This window comes from Candidatus Venteria ishoeyi, assembly GCF_030378065.1.
Classification (GTDB): domain Bacteria; phylum Pseudomonadota; class Gammaproteobacteria; order Beggiatoales; family Beggiatoaceae; genus Venteria; species Venteria ishoeyi.
The window spans coordinates 17469-34521 of the sequence record NZ_JAUCGJ010000013.1; the positions used below are offsets into that span (position 1 = coordinate 17469).

18 protein-coding genes are annotated in these 17053 nt (G+C 43.4%); 15 read left to right on the forward strand and 3 right to left on the reverse strand.

Translation table 11 applies throughout. The features are described from left to right. The first annotated feature begins 15 nt into the window (after nt 1-15). The 7 genes from QUF61_RS05985 (at nt 16) to QUF61_RS06015 (ending at nt 5508) form a co-directional block, all read left to right on the forward strand. Nucleotides 16-1419 (forward strand): cobyrinic acid a,c-diamide synthase CobB, encoded by a 1404-nt coding sequence (locus QUF61_RS05985; RefSeq protein WP_289680939.1) that lies wholly within the window; start codon nt 16-18, stop codon nt 1417-1419. Continuing rightward, the gene (locus tag QUF61_RS05990; RefSeq protein ID WP_289680941.1) at nt 1412-1735 is read left to right on the forward strand and encodes a (2Fe-2S) ferredoxin domain-containing protein; all 324 of its coding nucleotides are present in this window, start codon (nt 1412-1414) and stop codon (nt 1733-1735) included. Before QUF61_RS05985 ends, QUF61_RS05990 begins: the two co-directional genes overlap by 8 nt. A gap of 131 nt (nt 1736-1866) precedes the next feature. After that, a complete protein-coding gene (locus QUF61_RS05995) occupies nt 1867-2223 on the forward strand; it encodes a hypothetical protein (RefSeq protein ID WP_289680942.1) in 357 nt (118 codons plus the stop codon). A 460-nt stretch (nt 2224-2683) separates the two neighbouring features. After that, nucleotides 2684-3337: an alpha/beta hydrolase gene (locus QUF61_RS06000; protein WP_289680943.1), complete on the forward strand. Its 654-nt coding sequence runs from the start codon at nt 2684-2686 to the stop codon at nt 3335-3337. A 2-nt stretch (nt 3338-3339) separates the two neighbouring features. Further along, entirely contained in the window at nt 3340-4185 is an 846-nt protein-coding gene (locus QUF61_RS06005) for a methyltransferase domain-containing protein (RefSeq protein ID WP_289680944.1), read from the forward strand. After that, complete coding sequence (gene rimI, locus QUF61_RS06010; protein WP_289680945.1) at nt 4182-4676, forward strand: ribosomal protein S18-alanine N-acetyltransferase; 495 nt, start codon at nt 4182-4184, stop codon at nt 4674-4676. Before QUF61_RS06005 ends, rimI begins: the two co-directional genes overlap by 4 nt. A gap of 136 nt (nt 4677-4812) precedes the next feature. Continuing rightward, nucleotides 4813-5508, forward strand: a complete 696-nt coding sequence (locus QUF61_RS06015; RefSeq protein ID WP_289680946.1) for a Crp/Fnr family transcriptional regulator — start codon at nt 4813-4815, stop codon at nt 5506-5508. A 58-nt stretch (nt 5509-5566) separates the two neighbouring features. Here QUF61_RS06015 and tolB read toward each other — a convergent pair whose 3' ends face one another. From tolB to QUF61_RS06030, 3 genes are read right to left on the reverse strand one after another with little or no spacing between them, the layout of a single operon-like run. After that, nucleotides 5567-6847, reverse strand: coding sequence for a Tol-Pal system beta propeller repeat protein TolB (gene tolB / locus QUF61_RS06020; RefSeq protein WP_289680947.1), 1281 nt, complete (start codon nt 6845-6847; stop codon nt 5567-5569). A gap of 9 nt (nt 6848-6856) precedes the next feature. Beyond that, on the reverse strand, nt 6857-8137 hold the full coding sequence (gene tolA / locus QUF61_RS06025) for a cell envelope integrity protein TolA (protein WP_289680948.1): 1281 nt from the start codon (nt 8135-8137) through the stop codon (nt 6857-6859). 55 nt (nt 8138-8192) lie between these two features. Then, nucleotides 8193-8504 carry a DUF4389 domain-containing protein gene (locus tag QUF61_RS06030; RefSeq protein ID WP_289680949.1) on the reverse strand — a complete coding sequence of 104 codons (312 nt, stop codon included), beginning with the start codon at nt 8502-8504 and terminating at the stop codon, nt 8193-8195. A gap of 203 nt (nt 8505-8707) precedes the next feature. Here QUF61_RS06030 and rplU point away from each other — a divergent pair, with 203 nt between their 5' ends. The 8 genes from rplU (at nt 8708) to QUF61_RS06070 (ending at nt 16950) form a co-directional block, all read left to right on the forward strand. Continuing rightward, nucleotides 8708-9016, forward strand: coding sequence for a 50S ribosomal protein L21 (rplU, locus tag QUF61_RS06035; protein ID WP_289680950.1), 309 nt, complete (start codon nt 8708-8710; stop codon nt 9014-9016). A gap of 131 nt (nt 9017-9147) precedes the next feature. Beyond that, complete coding sequence (gene rpmA / locus QUF61_RS06040; RefSeq protein ID WP_289680952.1) at nt 9148-9399, forward strand: 50S ribosomal protein L27; 252 nt, start codon at nt 9148-9150, stop codon at nt 9397-9399. A 166-nt stretch (nt 9400-9565) separates the two neighbouring features. Further along, a complete protein-coding gene (gene prmB / locus QUF61_RS06045; protein ID WP_289680953.1) occupies nt 9566-10471 on the forward strand; it encodes a 50S ribosomal protein L3 N(5)-glutamine methyltransferase in 906 nt (301 codons plus the stop codon). A gap of 42 nt (nt 10472-10513) precedes the next feature. Next, nucleotides 10514-11068, forward strand: coding sequence for a hypothetical protein (locus QUF61_RS06050; protein ID WP_289680954.1), 555 nt, complete (start codon nt 10514-10516; stop codon nt 11066-11068). Nucleotides 11069-11382: 314 nt separating this feature from the next. Beyond that, nucleotides 11383-11985 (forward strand): ubiquinol-cytochrome c reductase iron-sulfur subunit, encoded by a 603-nt coding sequence (gene petA / locus QUF61_RS06055; RefSeq protein ID WP_289680955.1) that lies wholly within the window; start codon nt 11383-11385, stop codon nt 11983-11985. After that, on the forward strand, nt 11985-13214 hold the full coding sequence (locus QUF61_RS06060) for a cytochrome b (protein ID WP_289680956.1): 1230 nt from the start codon (nt 11985-11987) through the stop codon (nt 13212-13214). Before petA ends, QUF61_RS06060 begins: the two co-directional genes overlap by 1 nt. Nucleotides 13215-13233: 19 nt before the next feature. Next, nucleotides 13234-14004: a cytochrome c1 gene (locus QUF61_RS06065; protein WP_289680957.1), complete on the forward strand. Its 771-nt coding sequence runs from the start codon at nt 13234-13236 to the stop codon at nt 14002-14004. Nucleotides 14005-14349: 345 nt separating this feature from the next. Further along, on the forward strand, nt 14350-16950 hold the full coding sequence (locus tag QUF61_RS06070; protein ID WP_289680958.1) for a leucine-rich repeat domain-containing protein: 2601 nt from the start codon (nt 14350-14352) through the stop codon (nt 16948-16950). The last annotated feature ends 103 nt before the right edge of the window (nt 16951-17053 follow it).

Genomic DNA, 17053 nt, shown 5'->3' on the forward strand with positions numbered 1-17053 from the left:
AACACAGGAACAAACATGCCACATTTGCTGATTTCCGCCGCGCACAAATCCTCCGGTAAAACCACGGTCAGTATTGGCTTGTGCGCCGCCCTGCGCCAGGCGGGTGAGATTGTACAGCCATTTAAAAAAGGCCCGGATTATATCGATCCCCTGTGGCTGGGAGAAGCCGCGCAACGTCCTTGTTATAATCTGGACTTTTATACCATGGGCCATGAAGAAATTCTGCGCAATGTATCCTGTTACAGTCAGGGCAGTGACATCAGCCTGATTGAAGCCAACAAGGGCTTATATGATGGCCTGGATATTGACGGCAGTAACAGCAATGCGGCATTAGCCCATCTGCTGCAAGCACCAGTGGTATTGGTGCTGAGCACCAAGGGCATGACCCGGGGCATTGCGCCACTGATTATCGGCTATCAGGCTTTTGATCCCAAGTTGAATATTGCCGGGGTGATTCTCAATCAGGTGGGGGGAACGCGCCATGAAGCAAAGCTGCGCGCAGTGATTGAACATTATACGGATGTGCCGGTATTAGGCGCAGTGCATAAAGACCCGGCAATGGTGATAGATGAACGTCATTTAGGACTGATGCCCAGTAATGAAAATCAACAGGCGCAGCATAAAATTCAGCAAATTGCTGACCTGGTGGCAGCGCAAGTGGATTTGGCACAATTAAAAACACTGGCAGCACAGGCAACATTACCTCCCGCGCCCGTTTGTCCACCGCCAGGCGGTCAACATAGCAAGCGAGTGCAAATAGGCATACTGCGTGATGAGGCTTTTGGTTTTTATTACCCCGGTGATTTGCAGGCGCTGGAAAAGGCTGGCGCAGAGTTACATTTTATTGATGCACTGCATGACACACGTTTGCCGAAAATAGAGGGTTTATTCATTGGTGGCGGTTTCCCGGAAACCCAGGCAGCACAATTGGCAGACAATAAAATACTACGCCGGGCAGTGCGTGATGCGGTAGAATCCGGTTTGCCGGTTTATGCCGAGTGTGGCGGTTTGATGTATTTAGGCCGTCAGTTACATTGGCAGGGGCAGGCTTACCCCATGACCGGCGCTTTGGCACTGGATACGGTGATGCATGAAACGCCTCAAGGCCGGGGTTATATTCGTTTACAGGAAACTGGCTTGGGTTTATGGGGCTTAAATGATAAGCAGGGACTACCTGCGCAGTTCAGTGCTCATGAATTCCACTATTCCCAGGTCATTGCACTTGACCCGAAGCTGACATTTGCTTATAAGGTATTGCGCGGTCATGGTATTAATGGCAAACAAGATGGCATTATTTATAAAAATACCCTGGCTTGTTATGCGCATTTACGAGATGTGGATAATAATCCGTGGACCCAACGTTTTGTGAATTTTATCCAGCAAATTAAAGAGAATAGTAAAGAGCATACTCATGTCTGATATAGCCAGTTATTACAAATACCATGTTTTTTTCTGTACCAACCAACGTGCAGAAGGCGAGTCCTGCTGTCAAAGTTTTGATGCACTGGCAATGCGGGATCATGCAAAAAAACGTTGTAAACAATTGGGTCTGGTGCGCTCTGGCACGGTACGCATCAATACCGCAGGCTGCTTAAATCGCTGTGAATCCGGGCCGGTTATCGTGGTCTATCCGGAAGCTGTTTGGTATAGCTGGGTAGATCAAAGTGATATTGATGAGATTATTGATGAGCATTTAGTCAATGGTCGTATTGTAGAACGTTTGTTGATTCGGTGAATACCAAACCTGTCTGAATCGTTATAGCTTGACGAAACATCAGGGTAAGATGGATAATATCATCGCGATCACATTTTGCGATTGTAACGGTTTAACCGTTGAGTTTCTTACCCTTTATGCGAGGAATAAAAATGAAAAAGATATTTTTTGATCGTTTGAGTGTACTTACGATTGTTGCGGCGTGTGGGATTACAATGATGCCAGCGAGTGTAATGGCTAACGATTGTGAAACTTTGGAAAAAGCAGCAAAGAAGTACTGGTCAACATGTGATCCTATGGAGGCTGATATAAAAAAATATGCACAACAAAAAGATAAAGCCGACAAGGAAAAAGACTCTGGAAACTATGCAGAGGCTGCCCGTATAATGGGAACTGCATCGGGACTTAGTGCTCGAATTAAAAAGCTTGCACCTAAATGTGACAAGCTATTGAAGAAGGCAAACAAGATCCGCGATTCCATTGATAGACCAGAGGACTGTGATAAATAATACCAAGAAAAATTTACAGACACCCACTTAAATACCAATATAAAAATCTTGGTTATTGTTATGTGTCTTTAATTTTTTTTGCGGTAAACGAGGGAAAAATTGCCTTTAACAACCCGTTTGGTAGTGTGTGATTCAAAATATACTACTTTATGAGATAAAAATAACTGGGTTTAGGCTATCTTTTCAGATAGCTTAAGCCTATAAATATGCTATAAATTGCTTGCTTTCATTACTATCTACCCACTGGCTATTTTCAATAATACCCGTGACAATCAATCATCCATTAGTAAGTGCCGTAGCATAATCGAAGCGTTCAGACTCATCACAACTGTGTATCAGATTTCCGTTAGTTTCTATATGCTGGGAGTTATGGTGTTCAACTTCAGTAAGCGTCTTATTCATCAAATCTACTTCATGTTCTTCATGGTGAATATTATAGCTACACATAATCTAAACAATCATGCCTGAATGTACTGCACAAACCCTGCTGTTAGATGGTCAGGCCGGGGCTATAGAAACCCGTATTGACTGTCCTCAATCAGATAGCTCCCCCCTAATCATTGCCATTATTTGTCATCCACACCCTTTACATGGTGGCAGCATGGATAATAAGGTGGTATATATGCTCAATAGCGCCTTAAAAAATGCAGGTGCAATCACTGCACGTTTTAATTTTCGTGGGGTAGGTAAGTCGGCTGGCAGCTTTGACCACGGTATCGGCGAAACTGAAGATTTATATCAGGTGACTGAGTATTTACAGCAAGCTTATCCACAAGCGCAGCTATGGCTGGCAGGTTTTTCCTTTGGTAGTTATGTGGCATTTCGTGCGCATTTTGCCTTAAAGCCACAACGCCTGTTATTAGTCGCGCCACCTGTACAACGTTTTGCATTTGCAGAGACTGGTACAGGCCAGTTGCTTAAACAACCGACCTTGGTGATACAAGGTGGAAAAGATGATGTCGTAGACCCCGAGAGCGTAAAAACCTGGATTGATACGCAGCAACGACAAAGCAATGCCTTAAGGGATATCTTATGGCTGGAAGAAGCCGGGCATTTTTTTCATGGTTTACTGATTCCCTTGCGGGAGAGTGTACAACAATGGCTGGAGAAATAAGAATGGATGATCCACAACGTGTGCTGCAACAACGTCTGTTGACTTACCAACAACAACACCCAAAAGTGGTGACACCCGTCATGCTGCAATATTGGCAACAATGGTTAAGCTTATATTTCAGCCCACCCGAAAAAAAACAATCAGCCACAAGCAAAACCCCGGTGCATACCGAGCAGCAACAATTACGGGAATATCTGGCAAATCAATATCTGCGAGGGGCAGGCATTGAAATTGGTGCCTTGCATAACCCCATAAAACTACCATCCACGGCGCAGGTATCCTATCTGGATCATCTGCCCAATGAATTATTACGCCTGCACTATCCCGAATTGTGCCACCGTGAACTGGTGCCGGTTGATATTATTGATGATGGCGAGCAGTTGAATACTGTTGCAGATAACAGTCAGGATTTTTTAGTTGCCAATCATTTTCTGGAACATTGTGAAAACCCCTTACGGAGTATACAGCAGCATTTCCGGGTGTTGAAGCCGGAAGGTATTTTATATTATGCCTTGCCAGATAAACGTTTTACTTTTGATAAGCCACGCGAAGTCACGCCATTTGAACATTTATTACGTGATGATCAACAAGGTGTTAAACATTCCCGCGCCAAGCATTATCAGGACTGGTCGTTACAAGTGAACCAAAAGCAAGGGGATGAGCATGAAGCCTGGTGGCGTTTTCTTGAAATTGCCGATTACAGTATTCATTTTCATGTTTGGGAACAAAAAGATATGCTGGAATTATTGCTGCGAGGCGGTAAGTATTTAGGTGTTTGTTTTGAATTTGAAGCTTTTTTTCGCAATCAGGATGAAAATATTTTTATTCTGAAAAAAATCGACTCATGACCACGCCCACTACTGAGTTATCCCAATTACAATTTTATCCCATGACACCCGCTGATTTGGAGCAGGTCATGGCTATTGAGCAGCAGGCTTATCAGATTCCCTGGACCCAGCGTATTTTTTCCGATTGTCTGAAAACGGATTATGCCTGCTGCTTAATGCGTCAGGCCGAAGATTTGCTTGCTTATGGCGTGATGAGCGTGGCGGTGGGTGAGGCACATATTTTAAATATCTGCGTACAGCCACGTTACCAGGGCCAGCAACTGGGTTATCATTTGATGTTGCACCTGATTAAACTCGCCAAAAAACATGGTGCTAAAACGATGTTCCTGGAAGTACGACCCTCTAACCGTGCAGCCTGCGCCTTATATGAAAAACTGGGGTTTAATGAAGTGGGTCTGCGTAAAAATTATTATCCCGCAGAACCCACCCACTACAGCACAAAAAACCAGCGCGAAGATGCGCGGATTCTGGCACTGGAATTAGCCCTGTAAAAAACAATATCTTAATCGCTAAAAATTGCCTGCTCATATTTATTTCCTCGCTGAGTATTTGTTTTCCTGGCATCAATGAAACCGACTCATGTTATACTTCCCGGTCTCTTTGACGCATACCAAATAAGTAATTCATATGGATAATTTTACCCCTGAATTAGACCAAGCACTACGTAAAGTCTATTTATTTAACAAACTGACTGATGAGCAGATGCAGCAATTAGTGCCTAATATGAAGCACCTCAATCTGAAATCAGGCACTTATCTTTTCAGGCAAAATCAACCGGCACGTTATTTTTATGTATTATTAACGGGGCATGTAAAGCTATTACGGCTCTCTGCGGAAGGGGGAGAGAAGGTAATCGAAATCATTTCACGCAATGATACCTTTGCCGAAGCTTTGATGTTTATGGAAAAGCGCCTGTATCCTGTTGATGCACAGGCATTATTAGACAGTGAAGTGCTGGCGATATCCAACACTGATTTTCTGCAATTATTGTCCGAATCTTTTGATACCTGTCAACGTATCCTGGGTGATATGAGTTTGCGCTTGCATCATTGGCTGGATGAAATTGATAATTTGACACTGCAAAATGCCAGCTATCGCCTGGTCAATTACCTGCTGTGCCAAATTCCCACCCAGCTTGAAGATAATCAATACGATATTTATATTGATTTCCCCAAACAGGTATTGGCTTCCCGCCTCTCTATCAAACCAGAAACACTTTCCAGAATTTTGCACCAATTAACGAACAAAGGTTTGATCACGGTTGAAAAACGGGTTATTCATGTACTTAATGTGCAGGAATTCCGTAGCTGTTGGCAGGCGTAATGGGACTTCTGGATATGGATTTTGAAGCCGCCGCCAATATCATGTTGGATTTCGTGCTTCAGTGCAAACGTGGCGACCATGCTGGCTCACGCACACTACCCTGATTACCGGCAACCGCCAGACGCTGCTGAATTTGACCATCACTGGAAACCGCAGCCAGACTAGGCCCAGTGGCATAAATAATCATTTGTCCATTAGGTGCAAACGCGGGGGATTCATCCAGGGTGGTTTGGGTCAAGGTAAGCAGTTGTCCATTGCTTAAATCCTGTACAGCAATACGATAACCGTGTTGGCTGCCATTGATCAAAGCCAGTTTTTGCCCATCGGGCGAGAAGCGGGCGCGACTGTTGGAACTACCGGAAAAACTCAAGCGTTGTGCCTGTCCGCCTTTCGCTGAAATGCGATAAATCTGCGGTTTACCACCACGATCAGAAGTAAAAACCAGACTCTTGCCATCCGGTGCCCAGTCGGCTTCGGTATCAGTGGCACGGTTAAAAGTCAGGCGTTGCAGACGACGGTTACTTAAGTCCAGCAAATAAATTTCAGCATTGCCATCTTTAGATAAGGTCAATGCCAGTTTTTGACCATCAGGCGACCACGCAGGTGCGCTGTTTAATCCAGGCCATTTGGCAACCGACTCGCGCTTACCACTGCTGATATGCTGCACATAGATTTCATTGCGTTTATTTTCCAGCGAAACATAAGCCAGTTTTTGTCCATCAGGTGACCAGGCTGGCGACAGGATCGGCTCATGAGAGCTAAAAATTGCTTTGGCATCCGCACCATCCATATCCGCAATATTTAACTGATAAGGCTTCTTGCTGCTGTGCTTGACTGAAACATAAGCAATGCGCGAATCAAACGCCCCCACTTCCCCGATGAGGGCTTCATAGACTAAATCACTAATGCGATGCCCGATGCGGCGCAGATTATCATTGCGTGCAGGAAAGCTGAATCCCAGGACTTGTTCTGCTTTAGGAATATTAAACAGTTGAAAGCTAACATTATAAGCTCCGCCCACGCTGGTGACTTGGCCGATTAATAAATAATCTGTTGCCAATGTGCGCCAGGTTGGGAAATTCACCTGATCGCCGGAAACGGGTTGTTGTGGCAGGCTGGCAACTGCTAAAGGCGAGAAATGACCACTACGCGCCAAATCATTACGAATAATTTTTGCAATGTCCGTGCTGACTGCGCCTTGTCCCGACCCGCCAAATGGTACGATAGCAATGGGCAGGGTACTGTCTGCGCCTTTGGTGATTTCAATGGTTAATACCGCATGCGCAGAGCTGCTTAAAAAAAACAGCAGCCATAAAGCGGATAAAAATTGTTTGAACATAATGCTTCCTTATTGGGGACGGAATTTTAGATTCAGCGTTCTGAAATGGTTTTCAAATAATTGACTGTCTTTAGGCGTTGGTAAAGGCGATGCATTCCACACCGCATTTTCAGCAGAGGTATCAAAAGCCGGATTGCCACTGCTGACAATCACCCGCGCGTTTAATACTTCACCTGAAGCAATCATACGAATTTCCAGCGTGCATTGCAGACTTTTGGCAGCACCTGGTATGGGTTGCCAGACCCCCCAGATTTTTTGCTGAATGGCCTGCTTCGTACTATTTAACTGGCGTGTTTGTTGAACGGTGCTGAGTTGGCGCTGCGCAGCTGCTTTTGCCATTGCTTCGCGTTGTTGTTGCGCGGCTCTGGCTTTTGCTTCCTGGCGTTCTTTTTCGGCCTGCGCCTGTCGTTTAGCTTTTTCTGCCGCAGCTTGATGTTTGCGCTCAGCGTCTGCTTTGCGTTTTGCTTCTGCTAAACGTTGTTGCTTAGCCTCTGCTTTGCGTTGACGCGTCGCGGCTTCTTCAGCCTTACGCTGTGCTATTTTTTTCTGCTCAGCAGCCTGTTGTGCTTTTTCAGCTTGCACTTTACGCGCTTGCTCGGCTTTTTCTTGCTCTGCTTGTTTGCGCCGTTGCATAAGCTGGGCTTGCTTTTTTTGTTCAATACCTTGTTGTTCTATTAAAAGTTCTGCTGCCGCCTGTCGCTCTTTAGCCGCCTGAATTTGCTGCGCCAGTTGCGCTTTGCTGACTTGCATTTCCTGGTCACGACGCTGTTGCTCAGCCTGAACCTGTTCCTGTACCTGCTGCAAAGCTGTTTGCGCCGCTTTTAAGGCTTCGCTCTGAGCTTCCAGGCTTGATTCCCGCTGTTTTAAAGTGGTTTCCGCCTGTTTTATCAGACTTTCACGCTGCTGCATCTTTTCCAGCTCAGTTTTAGCTTGCGCTTGAGTTTGATTTAATAATAAATCTGCTTCCTGCTGCTGTTGTTGAATGGTTTGTTGTTGTTGCGCCAGACTCAGTTTCTCTTGCGCCAGTAAGCTTTGTTGTTGTTGCAACTGTGTTTGCTGGTCTTGCAGATGCTGATTTTGAGTATCCTTGCTTGTCTGCACGACACTGAGCGCCGCATTAACCGCCGTTTCTGAGATCGTTTGCGCAGGCAGGCTGGCAGAGGCGCAATCCTTGTTTGCGCCGGATTTATGCCAGTTCTCCCCCGCACTGATAAAAAACAGGCTCAGCATCAATATATGTGCCAGCAGCGTTAAGAGTAACACCCAGACTTTTTCAGTAAAATCTGCCATATCTTAAGCAATCAGTATGAAATCTGGGCAACTTTTAACGCCACATACATGGCATTTATGATTTTTCATCTTCCGTTGGTTCAACCACTTCAATCGGTGCTTGCGCTGATTTTGGCCAACTGCGGAAAGGAAAAGGTTTTTCTTCAGTATTAAACGTCAGATAACGGATAATCTGATAACTATAAATACTTAGGTGCTCGCCAAATTCCAACAGACGCTCATTGACTTTGCCGGTAAATAACAAGCTACCAAACTGAAAAATGATAATCGTGAGAATAACAATACGCGCCACGCTATAAATGACAAGAAATAATAATAAAAAAAAGCCGCGTACCCAGGTTGGGAAAAATAAAATATGATCTTTCATTGTGCCTCTGAATAAAGTGAACTATAATAACCGGTTTTTTTAGACGACAAGAACTTTTCCCTGCCGCACTAAAATTTTACCCTGAAATACTAAAATGGAATACTAAAAAATAGAATTTTAGGCGATTAATGAAAAAGAATATACCAGATTGTGGTGAATTTTTGTTCGACTTCAAGTGTGGCTGAGGAAAACGGAGATTATTTATGTATGCAGTAATTAAAACCGGTGGCAAACAATACACCGTACGTGAAGGCGATAAGCTGAGAGTTGAGACCCTGGATGCCGAAGCAGGCGCAAACATTGAATTTGACGTATTGATGCTGGGTAATGATGAAACCGTTAAGGTCGGCACACCTATCGTTGAAGGCGCTAAGGTCACCGCATCTGTACTCGAACATGGACGCCACAAAAAAGTGACCATTATTAAATTCCGCCGCCGTAAACATCATCGTAAACAGATGGGGCACCGCCAGAATTATACCGCGCTGCAAATCGACAGTATTACCGGTTAATCATCCGCTGTTACGCAAAAGCTTCTTTTTCACCGGTTTTGAAACGTGAAAAAACCGCTTTTGCTTCACGCTGATTTGCATTTGCGTGACATCAATTAATTATTGTTTATCGAAAAAAGGATATTTTACTCATGGCTCATAAGAAAGCAGGCGGTAGTACCCGCAATGGTCGCGATTCCGAATCCAAACGCCTAGGCGTTAAATGCTATGGCGGCGAAGCCGTTAGAGCAGGCAACATCATTATCCGCCAACGCGGCACCCGTTACCATGCTGGCCCTAATGTCGGTATTGGTCGTGACCATACTTTGTTTGCCTTATCCGATGGTCAAGTTAAATTTGAAATCAAAGGCAGCAAAAACCGCCAGTTTGTTAGCGTGATATAACATGTAGGATGGGCAAAATAATGCATGCCCATCTTTATAATAATGATGGGCACACTGTGCTTTACCCATCCTGCGGTTCATAAAAAATCCAGCTTTTAGCTGGATTTTTTACTGGTATTCCCTGCCTTATATCCCAATTCACACTATTTTTTAGAAGCACGCCCTCATGAGTACAGATCCTTTTACCACGGCAACAGATGATTTAAGCACCTTAAATGATTTTGTGCGCTGGGGAGCCAGTTTGTTTAATGAACACCAACTTTTTTTTGGTCACGGCACGGACAACGCCATTGACGAAGCAATGGTATTGGTCTTACATGCCTTGCATTTACAAGCTAATCCCCCGGAAAGTTTCTGGAGTGCACGCCTGACCCGCAGCGAAAAAAACAGCATCATTCATTTGTTCCAGCAGCGCATTAATGCGCGTATGCCAGTCCCTTATCTTACTCATGAAGCCTGGTTTGCCGGTCTGTCGTTTTATGTGGATCAGCGGGTATTGATTCCGCGTTCACCTTTTGCAGAACTTATTCAGCACCAGTTTTCACCCTGGCTGGAAGCAGAAGATATCCATCAGGTATTGGAACTGGGTACGGGTAGTGGCTGCATCGCCATTGCCACCGCACTGGCTTTACCACACAGCCAAGTGGATGCAGTGGATATTTCTCCTGATGCCTTGCAAGTTGCACGAAAAAATATCAGTGATTATGGTTTGGAACATCAGGTACAGGCCATAGAAAGTAATTTATTTTCGCAATTAAGTGGACAGCGTTACGACCTGATTATTGCCAACCCCCCTTATGTGGACGCGCAGGAAATGCACGACCTACCTCCAGAATATCGTCATGAACCGGAACTGGGACTGGCTGCGGGTGAGGATGGCCTGGATTTGGTGCATCACATTATTAAACAAGCAACAAATCATCTGAATCCTGGTGGCGTACTGATTGTTGAAGTAGGTGCCAGTGAACAAGCCATGATTGAAACTTACCCTGATTTAGCACTCACCTGGCTGGAATTTGAACAAGGTGGTAGTGGTGTTTTTTTAATCAGGAATGAGGATCTTAGTTTTTAGTCTTATTTCATCCACGTTCCTTAAAACAGAAGAGTTCTAACAATGTCTGTACGTTTAAAAACCCAGTGGCATAAAGAAAAAGCCCGTTCCCTGGAAGAAACCGCCTCCACCACCGCATTTATCATCTGGCGCATCAGCACCCAGACGCTGCTGGAACTGGAAAATGAAGGTTTTATGACTTACAGCAACGAGCATCGTTTGCAAGTAGTCGGCGAATGCTTGGCCTTTCTACTCCAGGCTACGGATCGTCTGGTACACGCCGATAAAATGCCCGATAGTGTGCGTCACAGCTTTATCAATGCCGTTGCCCTGCATTTACTGCGCACTTATGAAGAAAACCACCAGGAACTCTATGGCAGTGGTGATTACCGCCAGGTATTGCTGGATTTATTTAATAAGCAGGCTGAAGCTTATGCGCCTTATGCATTTGCCGGTGGTGAAGCTAAACTGGATTTTCTGCGCCATTTTGCCACGAGTGTCGGCGCAGTATTAGGCGACAGTAAAAATAAACATTGGATTATTGAACAAATTACAGAAATTAATGGCCCGAATATGGTGAAATCATTGCGTAAAGCGGTAAACGAGCTATTTGATTAAAACCAGCCTTGCTGAAGTGCCACAGAAAGAGCATTAGTGAAGAATATCTGCAAACTTCCGCGCTTTCTGCGGCTAAAAAATTTCCTTTTAATAAAGCCGCTAAAAACGCAGAAGGACGCTGAATAGGCAATACCTATGGAATACACACCATGATCATAAAAAAATACTTTTAATTCACACCACAAAGCAGACGCCAAAACACACGCCTGCATAATGTTTAACTAACAAATTAACTTGCCAAAAACGTGGTTTTATGAGACGCTAACGGGCTTTTTTAACCAGCTATTTTGTCACTTTACACGGGAGAGTGTAACATGAGTACAGAAGGCGTAGATATGAAACGACGCCGTATGCTGATTGGTGCAACCTCAGCAATCAGTGCGGTAGGTGTCGGTTTTGTCGCAGTACCCTTTATTAAGTCTATGCAACCAAGTGCAAAAGCACAGGCCGCAGGTGCGCCGGTTGAAGTCGATATCAGCAAACTGGAACCCGGTCAGATGCTGACCGTGGAATGGCGAGGCAAGCCAGTCTGGGTTGTCTATCGCACCGAAGAAAACCTTAAAGATTTACCCGCTATGGATGGGGGATTACGTGATCCCAACTCCGAAGTAAAAAGTCAGCAACCTGAGTATGCCGCCAATCCAGCGCGTTCTATTAAAGGTAAAGAAAAATATGCGGTTTTAGTTGGTATCTGCACCCATCTGGGTTGTTCACCAACGCATGTACCTTTAGGTGCGCCAAACAGCCCCACAGAGGACTGGAAAGGTGGTTTCTTCTGTCCTTGTCATGGCTCGCGCTTTGATTTGGCTGGTCGTGTTGCCCAGGGTGTGCCAGCGCCTACTAACTTAGTGGTTCCGCCTCACGCCTATCTGTCTGACACCCGCCTGATTATCGGCGTTGATCAAGGAGCAGCCTGATGAAAGCATTAGTCGCTATGCGTGACTGGGTCGATGAACGTTTCCCCATGACCGAAACCTGGAACCTTCATCTCGCCAAATATTACGCGCCAAAAAACTTTAATTTCTGGTATTACTTTGGCTCACTGGCATTAATGATGTTTGTGATTCAGATTGTTACTGGTATTTTCCTGACCATGAATTACAAGCCTGATGCTTCATTGGCATTTGCCTCTGTTGAATACATCATGCGCGATGTCGATTGGGGCTGGTTGATTCGTTATCTGCACTCTACCGGCGCTTCTTTCTTCTTTATCGTCGTCTATCTGCACATGTTCCGTGGCTTGATGTACGGTTCTTACAAAAAACCCCGCGAATTGCTGTGGGTCATCGGTATGTTCATTTATCTGGCACTGATGGCTGAAGCCTTTATGGGTTATCTGCTGCCTTGGGGGCAGATGTCCTTCTGGGGCGCGCAGGTGATTATTTCACTGTTTGGCGCAATTCCCTGGGTAGGCGAGACGCTGGCTTTATGGATTCGTGGTGATTTCGTGATTGCCGATGCGACCTTGAACCGTTTCTTTGCATTCCATGTGATTTTAGTGCCCTTTATCCTGGCAGCACTGGTTTTTGTTCATATCATTGCCTTACATGCTGTGGGTTCTAATAACCCTGATGGTATTGAAATCAAGAAAAACAAAGATGCTAACGGCATCCCTGTTGATGGTATTCCTTTCCATCCTTATTACAGTGTCAAAGATATTGTTGGTGTGGTATTTTTCCTGATGATTTTCTCAGCCGTGGTATTTTTCCTGCCGGAAATGGGTGGCTGGTTCCTGGAAAAAGATAACTTCATCCCGGCTGATCCATTAAAAACACCTGAGCATATCGTACCTTTGTGGTATTTCACGCCATTTTATGCAATTTTGCGCGCAGTACCGGATAAATTCCTCGGTGTTGTTGCTATGGGTGGTGCTATTGTTGTGTTATTTCTCCTGCCTTGGCTGGATCGCAGCAAAGTTAAATCCATTCGTTATAAGGGTCTGATATTCAAAACTGCCGTATCCATTTTTGTCGTCAGCTTCATCATGTTGGGCTGGCTGGGTACACAACCGGCAACCCCTGAATTGACCCAGTTGGCACGTATTTTCAGTGTTCTGTATTTTGCTTTTTTCCTGCTGATGCCAATCTATTCAGTCATGGATAAAACCAAACCCGAACCTGATCGCGTCACTTTTGATGCGCACTAAACGGAAAGGAATGTTTATTATGAAAAAACTGTTACCTTTAACGGCCTTTTTCTCCGCTTTGCTGAGCGCATCCGTGGCTTTAGCTGGCGGTGGTGGCGCGCATTTAATGCACGTAGATACTGATATGAATGATCAGGGTTCACTGCAAAATGGTGCCAAGCTGTTTGTGAATTACTGCTTAAGCTGTCATTCTGCTTCTTTTATGCGTTTTAACCGCATGGGTAAGGATCTGGGTTTGACCGATGAGCAGGTTAAAGAAAACCTGATGTTTACCACCGACAAGGTGGGCAACACCATGGAAATCGCAATGGATAGCAGCGATGCTGAGCGCTGGTTTGGGGTCACCCCACCGGATCTGAGCGTGATTTCCCGTGCTCGCGGCAGTGATTGGCTGTATACCTATTTCCTGAGCTTTTACAAGGACGACAGCAAGCCACTGGGCATTAATAACCTGGTATTCAAAGATGTGGGCATGCCTCACGTTTTAGGAGACCTGCAAGGTGGTATTCCTGAGCCGGTTTATAAAACGGTGAAGGATGATAAAGGTCATGAGCATCAGGTGATTGAAAAAGTTGCAGTTCCCAAAGGAAGTATGAGTGACAGCGAATACGCTAAACTCAATGCAGACTACGAGCGTAATGTTCGTGATCTCGTGAATTTCCTGGAGTACATGGGCGAACCTGCAAAAATGGTACGTTACAGTTTAGGCGTTAAAGTCATTTTGTTCTTACTGTTATTGTTTATTTTTGCCTTTGCCCTTAAAAAGGAATACTGGAAAGATATTCATTAATTTTTTCAGGTACTTGCCTGAAAAAATAGCATATTAAAAATAACACCGCTTTACGCGGTGTTATTTTTATGGAAGACAGCATGTAAGTCATAACTATTTTCGGCCTTGGTCGCAAATCCCTCACCTGTTTGTAATTCGGCGATTTTTTATACCTCCCACAGAGGTGCAGAGGCACAGGGATGCAGAGAGTGCCTTGAAAATAGATCTAAAACCTCTGCGCCTCCATGCCTCTGTGGGAAAAAATTTGATAGATTGATGACCAAGGCCACTATTTTCAAAATAATAATTTTTTTTTAGTTGTTCCTTCACAGGTAGGAATCCGGATTTTATAAAAAGAGAAAAAATATGAATAAAATGCGATTAAATATTTGTTTCATACTGTTTGCTTGTTTCTGGGGGATTTCCCAATCAACTCAAGCAGCAACGGATTGTAATGCTGCGACAGAAATTCCAGTTAGTGAATGTCAGGCTTTGTTAGCGTTTCACGCCAGCACAGGTGGTGAAAATTGGACAAATACTGCTACAAATTCCTGGAATGTAACAAATACACCTTGTGGTTGGAAAGGGGTAACTTGTGATACTGGGCATGTAACAGAACTTGAATTAAAAGAAAATAATCTTGTAGGGACGTTACCTGATGTTGCTTTGCCTGGTTTAACAGAGCTTTTTTTGGAAAAAAATCAGCTTAGTGGAACTATTCCAGACTTTAGTAATTTATCCCTATTGAAAAGACTTGTCTTGGGTTATAACCAATTAACCGGTTCGATTCCTGATTTTACCAATATACCTAATCTAACGACACTTGCTTTATATGGTAACCAGCTTAGTGGGCGTATTCCTGATTTCAATCATTTAACTAAAGTGGAAACGCTTGCTTTAGCAGAGAATCAATTGACTGGTTCAATTCCTGATTTTAGTAACTTGCCTAACCTTAAAAGAGTTTTTTTAGATAAAAACCAGTTAACAGGGATTATACCCAATTTTAACAATTTACCTTTATTAGAGATACTTTCTTTACCAGAGAACCTGTTAAGTGGTTCTATTCCTGATTTTAGCAATCTACCTAGTCTTACAGAAATTGCTTTATGGGATAATAAATTGACAGGTAGCATTCCAGATTTTAGTGAATTGCCAAATTTAGTGAGCTTGAATTTGTTTGGTAACCAGCTTACAGGAAGTATTCCTGACTTTAATAATTTGCCCATATTAGAAAACCTTGTTTTATCTGGAAGTACTAATAACCTGACAGGAATAACTCCAAATTTCAGTAAGTTACCTAAGTTAAAATTATTGTATTTAGGCGGAAACAGCTTAAGTGGTCCAATTCCAAATTTTAATAATACGCCAGAATTGGAAGCTCTTTCTTTAGGAGGTAACCAGCTTATCGGTTCTATTCCTAATTTTAGTGACTTACCTAATCTTATAACGCTTCATTTAGATAACAATCAATTAACTGGAAACATTTCTAATTTTAACTATATCTCTAATCTAACCGAGATTAATTTGAGTCATAATCAGCTATCTGGAAGTATTCCAGATTTTAATAATTTACCTGTATTAGAAACACTTTCATTGGCAGACAATCAGTTGACTGGTTCAATTCATGATTTCAGTAACTTGCCTAATCTTAACAAACTTTCTCTAAATGTTAATCAACTAACAGGAAATATTCCAAACTTTAACAATTTACCCATATTGACGGAACTTTATTTGTCAGGGAATCAGCTTAGTGGAAGTATTCCTGATTTTAGCAACTTACCTAAATTAACTTTCCTTGTCCTAGAAAGAAATAGGTTGTCTGGAACTATTCCAAATTTTACCAGCCTTCCTTTATTGGAATACCTTGTTTTAGGAAATAATCAGTTCAGTGGCACTATTCCTGATTTTACTAATCTGCCAAATTTGATAGACCTTTATTTAGGATTTAACCAATTACAGGGTTCGATTCCAAATTTTAGTCAATTACCTAAACTGGATAGATTGAGTTTAGTAACTAACCAATTAAGTGGTGAAATCCACAATTTTAATAATTTACCCTTACTAAAAGAGATTTATTTAAGTTTCAACCGATTGAATGGAAGTATTCCTAATTTCAATGGTCTACCTAACCTCACTCATCTGGTATTAAGGCATAACCAATTAACGGGAAGTGTTCCTAACTTTAACCTGACGCAATTAGAAGCACTCTTATTAGATGAAAATCAACTTAGTGGAACAATCCCTAATTTCACTGCTTTTAATTTACAAAGTTTAACGGAAGTTAATTTTTATCAAAATTGTCATCTTTCCGCATTTAATGATGCGCAGAGTGCCATTTTAAGTGAAAAAAATACCTTGCATCAATTTTTCGATGGATCGGGGACTGCTATACCTTTTCCTGTAGGAGCCAACTTTACAAGTGTCAGCAGTAAGTGTGGCAAGTCCCTTTTTGGCGTAACAACCAGCGCAATTGGTACAGGCAGTGGAAAAATAAGCGGCTACGGTAATTATGCGTCAGGTGATACCGTGACTTTAACCGCTACGCCGGACATTGGCAGCAGTTTTGTTGGTTGGAGTCCCGCTTCTTGCGCAACGCCTTTTGCCTTGACAGGAAACACCGTTTGCACCGCTGAATTTGTGCGTATGCCATCAGACCCGGCACAATGTACCATATTTAACGCCAACGCACCCAATCTCGAAATACCTTGTGTAGTCGTTAATAACACAGCTTACCGCGTTAATATGAATCTTGTGCCAACTGGTGCGTTACACTTTGAAGTGGATAATACCTCTTTAATACCAACAACAGTCACGCCAGCGGAACAGTGCGCAATTTATCCCTTTGCTGAGGAAAATCGTTTGCGCTTAAATTGCGTGGATGTTAATAGTGACAAGTTGTGGGTGGAAATGGCAATTGTACCAAATGCACCTGGGATTCAATTTGAAGTGGTGGATTATGGCTTATAATTTTACTGTCAAACCATCAGTTAAAAATCTGAAACTAATAATTCATATTTGGTGATGGATAAAATATGCCGCGCCAGTTCCTGTTAAGGGAACTGGCGCGGAA